Origin of the sequence: Aminobacter sp. J41, assembly GCF_000526635.1 — a bacterium.
Taxonomy (GTDB): domain Bacteria; phylum Pseudomonadota; class Alphaproteobacteria; order Rhizobiales; family Rhizobiaceae; genus Aerobium.
Window position 1 is genome coordinate 1 of record NZ_JAGL01000052.1, and the last position, 13,400, is coordinate 13,400.

At 63.1% G+C, this 13,400-nt stretch carries 15 protein-coding genes; 8 read left to right on the top strand and 7 right to left on the bottom strand.

The features are described 5' to 3' along the window. Positions 1-235: transposase (locus L630_RS0119270; RefSeq protein ID WP_024849834.1), on the bottom strand; the 235-nt coding region annotated here is incomplete at its 3' end. Between the two features lie 593 nt (positions 236-828). Here L630_RS0119270 and L630_RS21860 point away from each other — a divergent pair. Together L630_RS21860 and L630_RS0119290 are read left to right on the top strand one after the other, a co-directional pair. Further along, entirely contained in the window at positions 829-2,061 is a 1,233-nt protein-coding gene (locus L630_RS21860; protein ID WP_245263808.1) for a PAN domain-containing protein, read from the top strand. Positions 2,062-2,108: 47 nt separating this feature from the next. After that, complete coding sequence (locus tag L630_RS0119290) at positions 2,109-2,705, top strand: YigZ family protein (RefSeq protein WP_024849836.1); 597 nt, start codon at positions 2,109-2,111, stop codon at positions 2,703-2,705. On the opposite strand, the gene L630_RS0119295 is transcribed toward L630_RS0119290, so the two are convergent. Genes L630_RS0119295 through L630_RS0119305 form a run of 3 tightly spaced genes read right to left on the bottom strand, consistent with a single transcriptional unit; the run spans position 2,706 to position 4,746 of the window. Next, positions 2,706-3,323 carry a class I SAM-dependent methyltransferase gene (locus tag L630_RS0119295; protein WP_024849837.1) on the bottom strand — a complete coding sequence of 206 codons (618 nt, stop codon included), beginning with the start codon at positions 3,321-3,323 and terminating at the stop codon, positions 2,706-2,708. Positions 3,324-3,331: 8 nt separating this feature from the next. Then, entirely contained in the window at positions 3,332-4,000 is a 669-nt protein-coding gene (locus L630_RS0119300; RefSeq protein ID WP_034330964.1) for a pseudouridine synthase, read from the bottom strand. A 56-nt stretch (positions 4,001-4,056) separates the two neighbouring features. Continuing rightward, the gene (locus L630_RS0119305) at positions 4,057-4,746 is read right to left on the bottom strand and encodes a GntR family transcriptional regulator (RefSeq protein WP_245263809.1); all 690 of its coding nucleotides are present in this window, start codon (positions 4,744-4,746) and stop codon (positions 4,057-4,059) included. Between the two features lie 243 nt (positions 4,747-4,989). On the opposite strand from L630_RS0119305, the gene L630_RS0119310 reads away from it, so the two are divergent. The 4 genes from L630_RS0119310 (at position 4,990) to L630_RS0119325 (ending at position 9,825) form a co-directional block, all read left to right on the top strand. Continuing rightward, on the top strand, positions 4,990-6,141 hold the full coding sequence (locus L630_RS0119310; protein WP_024849840.1) for a 5-methyltetrahydropteroyltriglutamate--homocysteine S-methyltransferase: 1,152 nt from the start codon (positions 4,990-4,992) through the stop codon (positions 6,139-6,141). Positions 6,142-6,568: 427 nt separating this feature from the next. Further along, a complete protein-coding gene (gene leuA, locus L630_RS0119315) occupies positions 6,569-8,242 on the top strand; it encodes a 2-isopropylmalate synthase (RefSeq protein WP_024849841.1) in 1,674 nt (557 codons plus the stop codon). A 141-nt stretch (positions 8,243-8,383) separates the two neighbouring features. Further along, positions 8,384-9,139 carry an alpha/beta fold hydrolase gene (locus tag L630_RS0119320; RefSeq protein ID WP_024849842.1) on the top strand — a complete coding sequence of 252 codons (756 nt, stop codon included), beginning with the start codon at positions 8,384-8,386 and terminating at the stop codon, positions 9,137-9,139. Between the two features lie 89 nt (positions 9,140-9,228). Further along, the gene (locus L630_RS0119325; RefSeq protein WP_024849843.1) at positions 9,229-9,825 is read left to right on the top strand and encodes a hypothetical protein; all 597 of its coding nucleotides are present in this window, start codon (positions 9,229-9,231) and stop codon (positions 9,823-9,825) included. Positions 9,826-9,834: 9 nt separating this feature from the next. Here L630_RS0119325 and L630_RS0119330 read toward each other — a convergent pair whose 3' ends face one another. Next, positions 9,835-10,737 (bottom strand): metallophosphoesterase, encoded by a 903-nt coding sequence (locus L630_RS0119330; protein ID WP_024849844.1) that lies wholly within the window; start codon positions 10,735-10,737, stop codon positions 9,835-9,837. Positions 10,738-10,811: 74 nt separating this feature from the next. Between L630_RS0119330 and L630_RS0119335 the strand changes: the two genes are divergently transcribed. After that, a complete protein-coding gene (locus L630_RS0119335; RefSeq protein WP_034330966.1) occupies positions 10,812-11,285 on the top strand; it encodes an NUDIX domain-containing protein in 474 nt (157 codons plus the stop codon). Here the strand turns inward: L630_RS0119335 and L630_RS0119340 are convergent, their stop codons facing one another. After that, complete coding sequence (locus tag L630_RS0119340; protein WP_024849846.1) at positions 11,286-12,275, bottom strand: glutathione S-transferase family protein; 990 nt, start codon at positions 12,273-12,275, stop codon at positions 11,286-11,288. Between the two features lie 280 nt (positions 12,276-12,555). Between L630_RS0119340 and L630_RS0119345 the strand changes: the two genes are divergently transcribed. Beyond that, the gene (locus L630_RS0119345) at positions 12,556-13,149 is read left to right on the top strand and encodes an N-acetyltransferase (protein ID WP_024849847.1); all 594 of its coding nucleotides are present in this window, start codon (positions 12,556-12,558) and stop codon (positions 13,147-13,149) included. Here the strand turns inward: L630_RS0119345 and L630_RS22675 are convergent. Next, positions 13,094-13,400, bottom strand: a 307-nt coding sequence (locus L630_RS22675) for an IS630 family transposase (RefSeq protein ID WP_024849848.1), incomplete at its 5' end; no start/stop codon positions are given. The genes L630_RS0119345 and L630_RS22675 overlap by 56 nt on opposite strands.

Sequence of the window (13,400 nt, forward strand, 5' to 3'; positions counted from 1 at the left end):
GGAGCTTCGGAATGCGAAGTTCTACTGTTCCGGCCCGCGTCTCCCAGTCTCTGTCGCGGTAGCCGTTGCGCTGGGCCAGCCGAAAGGCATTCTTCTCGCCATAGGCAGCACCCGTCTTCGCGCCGACCTCCAGTTCCATCAGCTTCTCGGCGGCAAAGCCGATCATCTCGCGCAGCAAATCGGCGTCAGCACTCTTCTCAACGAGCGAGCGCAGGTTCATCATATCGTCGGTCATCGGTGGACTTTCCATCAGGTTGAGCTTGAACAACCCGACCCTACCGGAAAAACACTGGTGANCGCCGCTATCCTGCTACACCACGCCCCGGCACATCATCCAAATATCCGCTGATGGTCATGAACAAAGCTACGCCTGTGTGTCCCTCATCGATCACTGAGAGAAGGAACAGCTTTGGGCGCCATCAAAAGGTATTGGATGGCCCGATGCGCCGTGGCCGAAGTGCCAAGCAAACACCATGAAAGCAGCTAGCGCACGGACATGGTCAAGAGCGAGATAGTGTTGCCCGGTTGAAGATTTCATGCTGAACGAAAAGATTCGGATCGAGGTGGGACAGGTTTTTGGAGGCTGCGCCCCTCCTAGTAAATGACAATCGCTGCAGCGGCAATCGCAGCATCGTCGGTCTCGTGCCATCGGATTTTAGGGGATGACCCTCGGTCCAATTCTGGACTGCTGGAGGATATTAGGTCTTCTTCGTTTCGTGTTGGATCTGGAAGAGCCGCCCTCCTGGGGACATCCCGTGTTCCCATGTATCCCGTCTTGCCACCTGCTCGGACTGTGTGTTTCCCTTTCCTGCGAGTGAGGGGGCGTGCATGCGTAAGGTGTCTGCGTTACTGGCGGTGGCTTGGTCGATCTGTTTGATCGCAGGGGCAGGGGCTGCGGAAACGACGTTCGGGCCCTTTACTGTCGATGACGGCACGCCGGAAATCATCCGCATGGACGGTGAGATCGACACGGGCGCCGCTCTGAGCTTCCGCCGCGCGCTGCAGGCCACGCCGAATGCGAAGCTGGTGACGCTGAACAGCCCCGGTGGCAGCGTCCAGATGGGCCTGCTGATTGCCGACGACATCCACCAGCGCCAGCTTTCCACCTACATTCCGAAGGGGAGCGGCTGCTACTCTGCCTGCTCGTTCATCTTCCTCGCCGGCCATGAAAGGAAGGCCGATGGTGAGCTCGGCGTCCATCAGATATCCAACGACACGAAGGATCTGGTCGGAGCCCAGTATGCGATTTCGGACATCATCGAGGTCCTGAACCGTTTCGGCACGCCGGTCGATGTCATGCACATCATGTTCAGGACGCCGCCCGATGACATGTATGTCTTCAGCCAGGAAGAGATTGAGCGCTACGGTCTGAACCGGACAGGCGGTACGTCGATCGCCGCAACTCCGCAGGGCGGTGCATTCCAGTCGCCCGCACCGGAGGGGACGGCTGCGGCTGGCGCAGTTGTCGAGGCGGAACGTGGTGCTGCGGCCGTGTCCGCGCTCGAGGCCTACACCCGGCAGCCGAACCGCATGGCGATATACACGGGACTCGACCTGTTCGGCGACGATATCACATCTATACGCACCAGTGATGCCGGGGCCTGTGCCGACAACTGCCTGCGCATGGACGGTCAGTGCAAGGCCTTTACCTTCAACACCGACCAGAGTCTGCGCCGGGGGCCGAACTGCTTCCTCAAGGCGAGCTCCGGGCGCGCCGATGGAAACAGCGTCGCGCTGTCGGGCCATCTTCTGGCTGCGGGCGAGGCGGATCCGAAGCCGATGACGTTGGCAACGATCGATCCGAATTCCTCGCTGTTCGAGGACGTCGACCTGCCGGGCGGCGACCTCAGCCGGCGCCCGTATCCCGGCGCCAACTCGCCGCTCGCCTGCCGGCTCGCCTGCATCGACAACAACGCCTGCATTGCCTTCACCTACGTGAAGGCGAAGAAGGAGTGCTGGCTCAAGGGCGTTGTCGGCAAGCCGGCTTACGGCAAGGGCATGGTTTCAGGCGTCAAGAAGATCGAAACCTTCCGCCCGGCAAAGATCATCAGCCTGAACTGATGATCTGGCCCGATACATGCCGCCTCTATTCGCGCTAGAAGGGCGGCATGACGGATCGATTCATTCTCGCCGGGGTGGCGAGTTTTCGCCAGGAAATCAAGAAGAGCCGGTTTCTCGCCCAGGCTGCCCCCATTGCTGACGAGGGCGAGGCGCGGGAGTTTCTCGCGCAGCATTCGGATCCGTCGGCTAACCACAATTGCTGGGCCTGGCGGATCGGCCAGAGCTACCGTTTTAGCGACGATGGCGAGCCGAGCGGAACCGCCGGCAAGCCGATCCTGCAAGCGATCGACGGGCAGGGGCTCGACCGCACAGTCGTCGTCGTTGCGCGCTGGTTCGGCGGCGTGCTGCTGGGTAGCGGCGGGCTGATCCGCGCTTATGGCGGCACGGCAGCATCCTGCCTGCGCGAGGCGCCGAAGCTGCCGCTCGTCGAACTTGAGACCATTTCCATCCAATCCGGCTTCAGCGATGCGCCGCTGCTGCGGGCGCGGCTGGAGGCGTTGCCGGGCGTGAGCATGAGCCGGCAAGAATTTCTTGCCGAGGGCGTCGTCCAGCATTTCCGGCTGCCGGCCGAGATGGCGGAGAAGGTGAGGGCGGTCGCGGCGGACGTGACTAGCGGCCGCGCGCTAATCCTCGGTGACGACTAGCTAGGCCAGCTTCGCCTTCACGAACACGTCGTAGCGCGTGCTCTTGCCGAGGATCTGGTACGAGGGTTTGCGGATTCCCTCCATCGGCGGGGCACGCAGCGGCCATTTCAGCACGACGCGGTTTTGTGCGTGCTCTAGCGCGACGCGCATAAGCTCCTCGGCGTCGGGATCGCTGCCGACGATCTCGCGGATCTGCCGCATCTCCTTCTTCACCAGTGCCGTGTTGCCGCGCGGCGGATGCATCGGGTCGACCAGCACGACTTGGGGCGCAAGCTGCGGCAGCAGTTCGCGCGAGTCGCCGTGCAGCAGGGTCATCCGCGCGATCGTCTCGGCGAGGGCGCCGCCTTCGGCTGCCGCGCGTTCGAGGCCGGCGGCAAGCAGGTCGTGCATCTTCGTCGAGCGTTCGATGAGCGTCACCTTCGAGCCGAGCGAGGCGAGGAGGAAGGCGTCGCGGCCAAGGCCCGCGGTGGCGTCGACGATTTCGGGCAAGGCGCCCTTCACGAGGCCGGCAGCCTTGGCAAGCGCGTGGCCGCGCGCGGCGCCCGTGCGGAACTGGTGCCCGACGGCGCCGCCCACGAAATCGACGATAGGTTCTGTGGTGTCCTCGCTGCGCGCCATGACGAGCCTCAGAACGGGCAGGGGGCGGTGAAAGTGACGTCGCTGCCGTCCGGGTGTCGGAAGGAGAGTTCCTCCGCATGGAGCAGAAGGCGGTCGGAGGCAGCGAGCGCCTCCCCTTCGGCATAGAACTCGTCGCCGAGGATGACGTGGCCGATCGCTTTCATGTGCACGCGCAGCTGGTGGGTGCGGCCGGTGAGCGGGAAAAGCCGGACGCGGGTGCGGTCGCTGCCGCGCTCGATGACCTGCCAGCGCGTCTGGGCGAGCTTGCCGCCTTCATGGTCGACGCGGTGGCGCGGCTTGTTGTCGGGGTCGATCGCCAGCGGCAGGTCGATCAACCCTTCGTCCTCCTCCATGATGCCCCACACGACCGCGACGTAGGATTTCTTCGTCGTCCGCCCCTCGAACTGGGCTGCGATGGCGGCGTGGGCCTTGCGGTTGAGAGACATCAGCACCAGCCCCGACGTGTCCTTGTCGAGGCGGTTGATCATCTGCGCTTGCGGAAAGTCGCGCTGCACGCGGGTTGCCAGGCTGTCCTTCAGCGCCGGGTGCTTTCCTGGTACCGACAGCAGCCCGCTCGGCTTGTCGAGCACGAGGATGTCTCGGTCGCGATGGCGGATCGTGACCCAGGGCTCAAGCGGCGGGTTGTAGACCGGGGAGTCGGCAGACAGCACATTCATGCGCTTCCCTTACATCCTGAAGCCGGCAAGGGGTAGTGCGTGGCGCCCGGTAAGGGTTAGCTTGTGACGAGAACCAGACCAGGGACGCGGTCGATCAGCGACTTGTCCTTCATTACCCGGTCGAGGTTGATGCGGGCGAGGCGCGCATGCTCGCGGGCGATCGCTTCGGCGCGCGAGCCTTCGCGCATTTCGATCGCATGAGCGATGGCGCGGTGCTGCGCCTGGCCGACGATCAGCGAGGTGCGGAAGGCTGGCACGCTCATCTGCGCCTCGAGGAAGGCGCTGGGGCTGGCGAAAGGCAGGTGGAGTACGCGCTCAAGCTCGCGCTGGATGATCTTGCTGCCGGAAAGCTCCGTGAGCATCTCGTGGAACTCGGCGTTGAGCGTCATGTAGGTGTCGAGATCCATGTCATCGACACCGGACTCCACCACCTCGTCGAGCCGCGAGATCAGTGACTTCAGCGCGTTGATCTTTGCGGGCGTTGCGCCGCGCTCGGCGGCAAGGCGTGCGGCCGTGCCTTCGAGCACACCGCGCAGCTCGATCGCGTCGGCAACGTCGGCGATCGAGAACAGGCGAACCGAGTAGCCGCCGGACGGAATGGCTTCGAGAATCCCTTCCTGCTCAAGACGCGCAAGGGCCGCGCGAACCGGCGTGCGCGACAGGCCAAGCTTGGCGCTGACGTTGATTTCCGAAAGCCGCTCACCTGGCGCGACCGTACCGGAGAAGACGAGGTCACGTACGCCCATGACCGCTTTCAACGTCTGGGATGCGCCTTTGTCTGAACGGGGGCTGCGAGCCATGAAGGGATTCCTCTGCACGTGAGTCTGCAAAAGGGCTAACCTGTTCTTCCTGCAGGGGATGTCATGCTGTGTACAAGTCAAAGTCAAGAGTGCGGGCCGCGCCGCTGGCAAGGTGACGTAACGTATGCTAGCCACCTCGAAGGGAATTCCACAGCAATTTGGCTGTGACCAGCGGTTGGAGGAGATGAGATGACTGATGTGAGCGCCGCTCCGGCGGCTTCTGTTGCGCGCCCGCCCTATCGGGCAGACCATGTTGGAAGCCTGCTCCGCCCCAAGGCCGTGAAGGAGGCCCGCAAGCGCTTCTTCGAGGAGAAGTCGATCGAAGCGGACGAACTGCACGCGGCCGAGGACGAGGCCATCCGCGCCGCGGTCAAGGCGCAGCAGGATGTCGGACTGCCCGTTGTGACCGACGGCGAGATCCGACGTACCTACTGGCACTACGACTTCCTGCGCATGCTCGACGGCATCGACCTCGAACACCGCGAGAAGGAGGCGATCCAGTTCCACGGTATCGCCCTGAAGCCGGAGTTTCTGACCATTAACGAAAAGGTCGATTTCCCGGACGATCACCCGATGCTGGAGCACTTCAAGTTCGTGGCCAGCGTCACGAACGTGATGCCGAAGATCTCGATCCCCGGGCCGAGCTGCGCGCACTTCCGCACCGATCCCGAAGACATCCGCTACGCGCCCTACAAGGACCTCGAGGTGCTGTTCGCGGATCTCGCCAGCGCGTATGCTAAGGCGGTGAAGGCGTTCTACGACGTTGGCTGCCGCTACCTGCAGATGGACGACATCTTCTTCGCCTATCTGTGCGATCCAAAGCATCGCGCCGCCAAGGCGGCACTCGGCCAGGATCCGGACTGGCTGATCGACAAGTACGCCTGGATGATGCACGAGGCGATCAAGGACCGCCCGTCGGATATGGTGATCGGCATGCACATGTGCCGCGGCAACTTCCAGTCGCACCATGCGGCGGAGGGCGCCTATGACCTGTGCGCCGACGCGATCTTCAACAAGACCGACGTCGACATCTACTTCATGGAGTATGATACCGATCGTGCCGGAGGGCTCGAGCCGCTGCGTCTTCTGCCCAAGGGCAAGAAACGGGTCATGCCCGGCTTCATCACCACCAAGACCGGCGAGCTCGAGAGCCTGGATGATCTCAGGCGCAAGTTTGACGCTGTTTCCAAGTTCGCCGACCTCGACCAGTTTGGCATCGCGCCGCAGTGCGGATTTGCCTCGACTGAGGAGGGCAATGCGATCTCGGAGGCGGACCAGATGCGCAAGCTGGAGCTCGTCGTAAAAACGGCCGAGTCGATCTGGGGCAAGGTGACGGGCTAGTATCCCAGGGATTGACCCGAAGACCCGGAAGGCTGCGATTCCTGCCGGGTCTTCGATACTTGCAGTGCTGTTTGTAACAGCTTTCGCCTGCGGGGCCTTGCCATGCCTTCGACTTTGGGTTATTTCGCCGGCATGTCTTATCGTCGCGCCATCAATATAAAGCGTCCGGCCCACTTCGTGGGGCAGACTGCGCGCGCGATGCTTTCTACCGTCCTTCTACTCGGCCTTAGCGGCGATCGCCGGGCTCGTTGAAGGAGCACCCGGCGATCGATTTCGCCGGCCTCGGCACCAGCTCCTTGCCCGAAAAATTTCCGTAGACATTGAAATCGTGCGCAGCGCCGTGCCATGAGAGCGCGCCCGCACCGGAGTGAAGACGATGAACGAACAGAGCCGTATTGATGCTGTAGCTGCCTCTCGCAAGAAGGGCATGCCTGATGCCGCGATCAAGTATCAGCCGTACCCGCTGGTCGACCTCAAGGACCGCACCTGGACGAGCAAGCGCATCGAAAAGGCGCCGATCTGGTGCTCGGTGGACCTGCGCGACGGCAATCAGGCACTGGTCGACCCGATGGGCCACGACCGCAAGGCGCGCATGTTCAATCTGCTCGTCGACATGGGCTTCAAGGAAATCGAGATCGGCTTCCCATCCGCGTCGCAGACCGACTTCGACTTCGCCCGCTGGTGCGTCGAGGAGGCCAACGTTCCCGATGACGTCGATCTCCAGGTCCTGGTGCAGTGCCGTCCGGAACTGATCACGCGCACCTTCGAGGCTCTGGAAGGCGCGAAGTCGCCGATCATTCACTTCTATAATTCGACCAGCGAGCTGCAGCGCCGCGTCGTGTTCGCCAAGGATGTCGCAGGCATCAAGCAGATCGCGACCGACGCCGCCAAGATGATCGTGGACATGGCCGCGAAGGCTGGCGGCGGCTATCGCTTCCAGTATTCGCCGGAGAGCTTCACTGGCACCGAGCTGGATGTCGCACTGGAGATCTGCAACGCCGTCATCGAGGTCATCAAGCCGACTCCGGACAACAAGCTGATCCTGAACCTGCCGTCGACGGTCGAGATGTCGACGCCGAACATCTACGCCGACCAGATCGAGTGGATGTGCCGCAATGTCGACAACCGCGAGAGCCTGATCATCTCGCTGCATCCGCATAACGACCGCGGCACCGGCATCGCCGCGACCGAGCTGGGCCTGATGGCCGGCGCCGACCGCGTGGAGGGCACGCTGTTCGGCAATGGCGAGCGCACCGGCAACGTCGACGTCGTGACGCTGGCGCTGAACATGTACACGCAGGGCGTCGACCCTGAGCTGGACTGCTCCGACATCAACCGCATGAAGGAAGTCTACGAGTACTCGAACCAGATGAAGATCGGCGAGCGCCACCCCTATGTCGGCGAACTGGTCTACACCGCGTTCTCGGGCTCGCATCAGGATGCGATCAACAAGGGCATGAAGGCGCTGAAGGCGTCGAATAAGCCGCTGTGGGAAGTGCCATATCTGCCGATCGACCCGCAGGATGTCGGCCGCACCTACGAGGCTATCATCCGCATCAATTCGCAGTCGGGCAAGGGCGGCATCGCCTACGTCCTGCAGGCGGACTACGGCCTCAATTTGCCGCGCAACCTGCAGATAGAGTTCAGCCAGGACATCCAGCAGATCACCGACCGCGAGGGCAAGGAGCTGCCGGCCAAGCGCATCTACGATCGCTTCATCGAGGCCTATGTCGACCAACCGGGCGCACGCCTGAAGTTCGTCGACCACCACACAGTGCCGGATCCGGATAATCGTGGCCGCCGCATCATGGAGGCAACGATCTCCGACAACGGCAAGGAAGTGACGATGACCGGCACTGGCACCGGCCCGATCGACGGCTTTGTTGACGCGCTGTCACGCTACATCGGCATCGACTTGTCGGTGCTCGACTATTCAGAGCACTCGATGCATCGCGGCTCCAACGCCGCGGCGATCAGCTACGTCGAGGTGGAATATCCGGGCGGCCGCCTGTTCGGCTCGGGCATCAACACCAACATCGTGGCGGCATCGCTGGCGGCGATCGTCTCGGCCGCGAACCGCATTCTCGCCCAGAAGAACTAAGAGATTTGTCCCGGCGTAAGAATCACTTGCGCCGGGATTTTCATCTGAGCTGGCAGCATCTGCTGCTCCACTTCACGTAGTACTTTACCCTCCATCGCCAGCGTGTAACCGTCTGTCCGTCCTGAAGAGTCGGAGTAGTCGATGACCTTGCATGCGCAGCTTGCCGGTAGCGGCGCCGACCCGATCGTGCTTCTGCACGGCTTTGGCGGCGATCACACCGCGTGGCGGGAAATCCAGCCGGCGCTGGCGGAACATCGCGCGACCATCGCCTATGATCTGCCGGGGCACGGCGGCTCGCTGAATTATCCTGGTGCCGGCTCGGCGAAGACGGCCGCGAATGCCGTGCTCGATGATCTCCGGTCGCGCGGGATAGAGCGTGCCCATCTCGTCGGTCATTCGATGGGCGGGGCGGTGGCGAGCCTAGTCGCGCTGTTCGATGCGAAGCGGGTGGCGTCGTTGACCCTGCTTGCGCCTGGAGGCTTCGGCCCCGACATCAACCGCCGCCTGCTGACTCGCTACGCCGCTGCTGAGACGAGGGAGCAACTGACCGCTTGTCTCGAAGCCATGACCGGGTGGTATTCGCCGGTCCCCGAGGAGACGGTGGAACATTTCCTTGCCGCGCGTGCCGTGCCCGGCCAGCGCGAGATGCTCATCGAGATGGCGAAGGGGCTGGCGCGGGATGGCCGCCAGGGTCAGCTGCCGCTCGACAAGATTGCGGAATTGCCAGTTCCGGTAACGGTCGTTTGGGGCGAGCTGGACAATGTCCTGCCTGTCTTGCAGCTCGAAGGTTTGTCGCCGAGCTTTGCGGTTCACCGCCTGCCGCGACTCGGCCACATGCTGCCCGATGAAGCGCCGGCACAGATGACGGGGATCATTCGGGCCGTTTGTGGATTTTAACGATACTTGGCGCCCTGCAAGACAGCGCCGTGATTTTGTCAACCGTCTATGTTAATCGTCGGTTAACCTTAGTCATGTGGAGGCCGCCTGTGAGTGAGCCGCTGGAAGATCGAACTGAAACGGCAAAGAGCCGCCTGGCGAACGCGATTCGCGAGGTGAAGAACGCCGTCGCGGATCGCGACGATGTTGTGGTCGACATCCGCGAAGCCCAGCTCACGCGACTCGAACTGCTGGCCGAGGACCTGGCGCCAGTATTTCGCGATGTGCCGAAGGACGACGACCGCTTCGACTTCGCCATCTCCAAGGGGCTGCAGCCGCGCCTCTGGATCGACGCCGTCACGCACGTCACCTTAGGGCGGGACCGGCGCACCTATCGCTTCCTGCGCGACACGCGCCTGGGCAGGGTGGTGCTTGCCGAGACGGCCGACATCAACGCCGCGGCGGACCATGTGACGCGCTACATCGCCGAGCGCCTGATCGAGCGCCAGCGAATCCTGGAAGGGGACGTCACCTATATCGGCGTCGACACCGTCGTCGGCAGCGAGACGCCGGAAAAGGCGTCGAGTTCGTCGCGACCGTCGGCCGGCTTCTTCAAGGGCATGGGCATCGCGATCCTTGGCGGCATCCTCGGCATCATCGCCTTTGCGCTGATCGCGTGGGAGCGTATCGCGGAACTGATCCGGTAAGCCCGGCCCTCAGCCCTTCAGCACACGCTGCTCGACCGTCGCGATTTCCATACCATTGCCGTTGAGGCCGCGGCGGGTCAGGGCAATGCGCCAGCTGCCGCTGTGGCCCTCGATCTCCAACAGATTGTACTGCGCCGCGGGCTTCTTGCCGCCGAACGCCTGTCCGGCGGCGGCGACGCCGATGACAGGCACCGGCCCATGCTTGCCACTGATTTCGTAGGCTGTCGGAAGGTGGGTGTGGCCGTGCAGCACAAGTTCCGCCCCGTGGCGCTCGATCACCTTCTGGAAACGGCCGATTCCGAGCAGGCGCTTGTGAGCGGGAGCGGCGCCACGCACTGGCGGATGATGGATCGCGACGACGCGGCAGTGACCGTTTTCCTTCGCGGTGTCGAGCATTTTGCCGAGACGCTTTGCCTGCGCCTCGCCGAAGAAGCCGCTCGCCATGAACGGGCCGGTCGCACGCGAGGATGAGACGCCGATGATGGCGACGTTGCCGCGCACGCGCATGAAGGGGAACTTGCCGATGCGGGCCGGCTCCTTTTCGCCGTCGCCATGCATCCAGGCTCCCCAGGACTTGCAGGCGCGGTCGATGGACCCCGGCACGTAGGCGTCGTGGTTGCCCGGCACTACCGAGACATCGTTAGGCTTGCCAAGGTTTTCGAGCCAGAGGCGAGACAGTTCGATTTCCCCATCAAGGGCGAGGTTCATCAGGTCGCCGGAGACAATCGTGTGGTCAGGCTTTGACGCCTTGAGGTCGGCGACGATCGCGTCGATGACGCCCTCGTGCAGGTTGGCGGCGCGGTTGCGGCGCCAGTTGATATAGCCCGTTATCCGTTTGGAGATGAGATCCCGATAGGTTACGGCTGGGAGAGGGCCCAGATGGATATCCGAGAGATGCGCGAGCCTGAACATTCAACACCCATAGGGCAGCAGGCCCGTCCTTGCCAACAGGCAGTCGCTCTGTGAACACGCCCGAGCCTGCATTCATGCACGAAGTGTGGTGGCGTCGGGTGCGTGCGCGGGCGTTCCACCTGTGGTTCGTGCTGCGCCGGCCAATGACGCTCGGCGTGCGTGGCATCGTCTACGACAAGGCGAACAATTCGGTCTTCCTCATCCGTCACACTTACGTGCCGGGCTGGCAGTTTCCCGGCGGTGGGGTCGAGCGCGGTGAGACCGCGGTCGAGGCCCTGTCGCGCGAGCTTTCCGAGGAAGGCAACATCGAGCTGCGCGGCGAGCCGGTGCTGAAATCGCTGCACTACAACCGGCGGCAGAGCCCGCGCGACCATGTCGCCTTCTACCTGATCACTGATTTCGTGCAGACGGCGCCGAAGCGGCCGGACATAGAAATCGCTGAAGCAGGGTTCTTCCCGCTGGATGCGTTGCCGGCCGAAACCTCGCCGGCGACGCGCCGCCGCATCGCCGAACTGTTTGAGGGCGTGCCGGTTGATCCCTACTGGTGATCAGGCGGCAAGGCTGAGCCTTGCCCGGTCGTGCGGCGCGTTGAAGTCGAGCGCCGGGCCCTTCGGCACGATCCCGGTCGGGTTGATGGTGCGGTGGCTGCCGTAATAGTGCGCCTTGATGTGCAGCATGTTGACCGTCTCGGCGATGCCGTCGGTCTGGTAGATGTCGCGCACATAGTTCGACAGGTTCGGATAGTCGGCGATCCGCCGCAAATTGCACTTGAAGTGCGAGTAGTAGACCGCATCGAACCGCACCAGCGTCGTGAACAGGCGGATGTCGGCTTCGGTCAGCCGGTCGCCGATCAGGTAGCGCGAGCGTGACAGCCGCGCCTCGATTTCATCGAGTGCAGCGAAAAGCTCATCGAAGGCTTCCTCATAAGCTTCCTGGGTGGTCGCGAAGCCCGCGCGATAGACGCCGTTGTTGATCGCCGGATAGATCCGCGCATTCAGCCGGTCGATCTCTGGGAGGAGATGGTCAGGGCTGAGGTTGATCCGGTTGCCGGCCCACTCATCGAACGCCGAGTTGAACATGCGGATGATCTCGGCCGACTCGTTGGAGACTATCGTCTCCGTCTTCTTGTCCCAAAGAACCGGCACGGTGACGCGGCCCGAATAGTTCGGATCGGCGCGGGTGTAGAGCTGATGCAGGAAGTCGCTTCCGTAGAGGCTGTCGCCGGTCGCGCCATCTTCCTTCACGAACGTCCAGCCGTCCTTGCCCATGTAGTGGTGGACGACGTCGACCGAGATGACGTGCTCGAGCTTTTTCAGCTTGCGGTAGATTAGCGTCCGGTGCGCCCAGGGGCAGGCGAGAGAGACGTAGAGGTGATAGCGGCCGGGCTCGGCTTTGAAGCCGCGTTCGCGATCCTCGGCGGGCTTGCCGTCCCTGGTAACCCAGTCTCGGAACTGCGAGGCGGACCGCTCGAAGCGTCCACCGCTCTTCTCGGTGTCATACCACTGGTCTTTCCAGACGCCGTCGACGAGCAGACCCATATCGTAACTCCCTTGCTTTCGACCCAATCTAGGGACCGTTCCAGACAGGGAAAACGCGCGGATGGCTGAACAGATCGTCACCCTTCGTACAAAAACGCCGTTGCGCGCGGCGAGATTTGATGTTAGCGGGATTTTTGCTGGCGGATGGGCCAGCGGAGGATCTCAACTTTGGCAAACGTGGGTTTCCAGCGACGACGATTGGGCTGATGCGCTCCAGCAGGGAGCGCAGGCGGTGTTTGCCGCATCCACCATCCTGTTCGCTTGTACCACGGAAATTGCCATGATCCCCGCTGACGTCGTCTACGTGACGGAAACCGCCGCGCACGATCCCGAAATCGAGGATATCAACGCCGAGGCCTTCGGTCCGGGCCGGTTCACGCGTGCAGCGCATGCGATCCGGGAAGGTGGCCCGCACAGGCGTGACCTGTCCTTCGTCGCGCTGGTCGATGGCAAGGTGGTCGGCTCCGTTCGGATGACGCCGATTGCTGCGGGCGAGGGCAGGGCACTGCTTCTCGGGCCGCTCGCCGTGCGGCCGGCGTTCAAGAGCCTTGGTATCGGCCGCAAGCTCGTCGCGCTGGCGCTGGACGCTGCGCGCAAGGATGGCTGGGGTCTGGTGATCCTTGTCGGCGATGCGCCGTACTACGCACCGCTCGGATTCTCGATTGTGATCCCGAAGGAGCAGGCGATCATGCCGCGGCCGGTCGATCCGGCACGCTTCCTCGCCTGCGAGCTGGTTCCGGGCTCGCTGTCGAACTTCGTTGGCGATGTCGTGCATGCGGACCTTGCCAGGCCGGCAATGAGGCTAGAGCAGATTCGATTTAGTCCGGGTCATATCCCGCCGCCTCGAAGTAGTGCCGGCATTCCTGCGGGGTGAAGGCGGAGAGGCAGTCGGCGACCGCTGACCAGAGATCGTCAATGGTTCTGGCGGCGGCTTTTCTAAGCAGGGCCTTCAGCTTCGAGAAAGCCATCTCGATGGGGTTGAAGTCTGGGGAGTATGGCGGGAGGAACAGGAGCCGTGCGCCAACCTTCTCGATAGCCTCGCGCACACCGCTGATCTTGTGAGCAGGCAGGTTATCCATGACGACGATGTCGCCTGGCCGAAGCTCGGGTGCGAGAACCTGCTCG

What these genes read in the sequence shown, in the direction of transcription:
- L630_RS0119305 (WP_245263809.1), bottom strand. Translation starts at nt 4,746, where the DNA reads ATGGGCGTACGTGACCTCGTCTTCTCCGGTACGGTCGCGCCAGGTGAG.
- leuA (WP_024849841.1), top strand. Translation starts at nt 6,569, where the DNA reads ATGCCTGATGCCGCGATCAAGTATCAGCCGTACCCGCTGGTCGACCTC.
- L630_RS0119310 (WP_024849840.1), top strand. Translation starts at nt 4,990, where the DNA reads ATGACTGATGTGAGCGCCGCTCCGGCGGCTTCTGTTGCGCGCCCGCCC.
- L630_RS0119330 (WP_024849844.1), bottom strand. Translation starts at nt 10,737, where the DNA reads ATGTTCAGGCTCGCGCATCTCTCGGATATCCATCTGGGCCCTCTCCCA.
- L630_RS0119290 (WP_024849836.1), top strand. Translation starts at nt 2,109, where the DNA reads ATGACGGATCGATTCATTCTCGCCGGGGTGGCGAGTTTTCGCCAGGAA.
- L630_RS0119340 (WP_024849846.1), bottom strand. Translation starts at nt 12,275, where the DNA reads ATGGGTCTGCTCGTCGACGGCGTCTGGAAAGACCAGTGGTATGACACC.
- L630_RS0119295 (WP_024849837.1), bottom strand. Translation starts at nt 3,323, where the DNA reads ATGGCGCGCAGCGAGGACACCACAGAACCTATCGTCGATTTCGTGGGC.
- L630_RS0119320 (WP_024849842.1), top strand. Translation starts at nt 8,384, where the DNA reads ATGACCTTGCATGCGCAGCTTGCCGGTAGCGGCGCCGACCCGATCGTG.
- L630_RS0119345 (WP_024849847.1), top strand. Translation starts at nt 12,556, where the DNA reads ATGATCCCCGCTGACGTCGTCTACGTGACGGAAACCGCCGCGCACGAT.
- L630_RS0119335 (WP_034330966.1), top strand. Translation starts at nt 10,812, where the DNA reads ATGCACGAAGTGTGGTGGCGTCGGGTGCGTGCGCGGGCGTTCCACCTG.
- L630_RS0119300 (WP_034330964.1), bottom strand. Translation starts at nt 4,000, where the DNA reads ATGAATGTGCTGTCTGCCGACTCCCCGGTCTACAACCCGCCGCTTGAG.
- L630_RS21860 (WP_245263808.1), top strand. Translation starts at nt 829, where the DNA reads ATGCGTAAGGTGTCTGCGTTACTGGCGGTGGCTTGGTCGATCTGTTTG.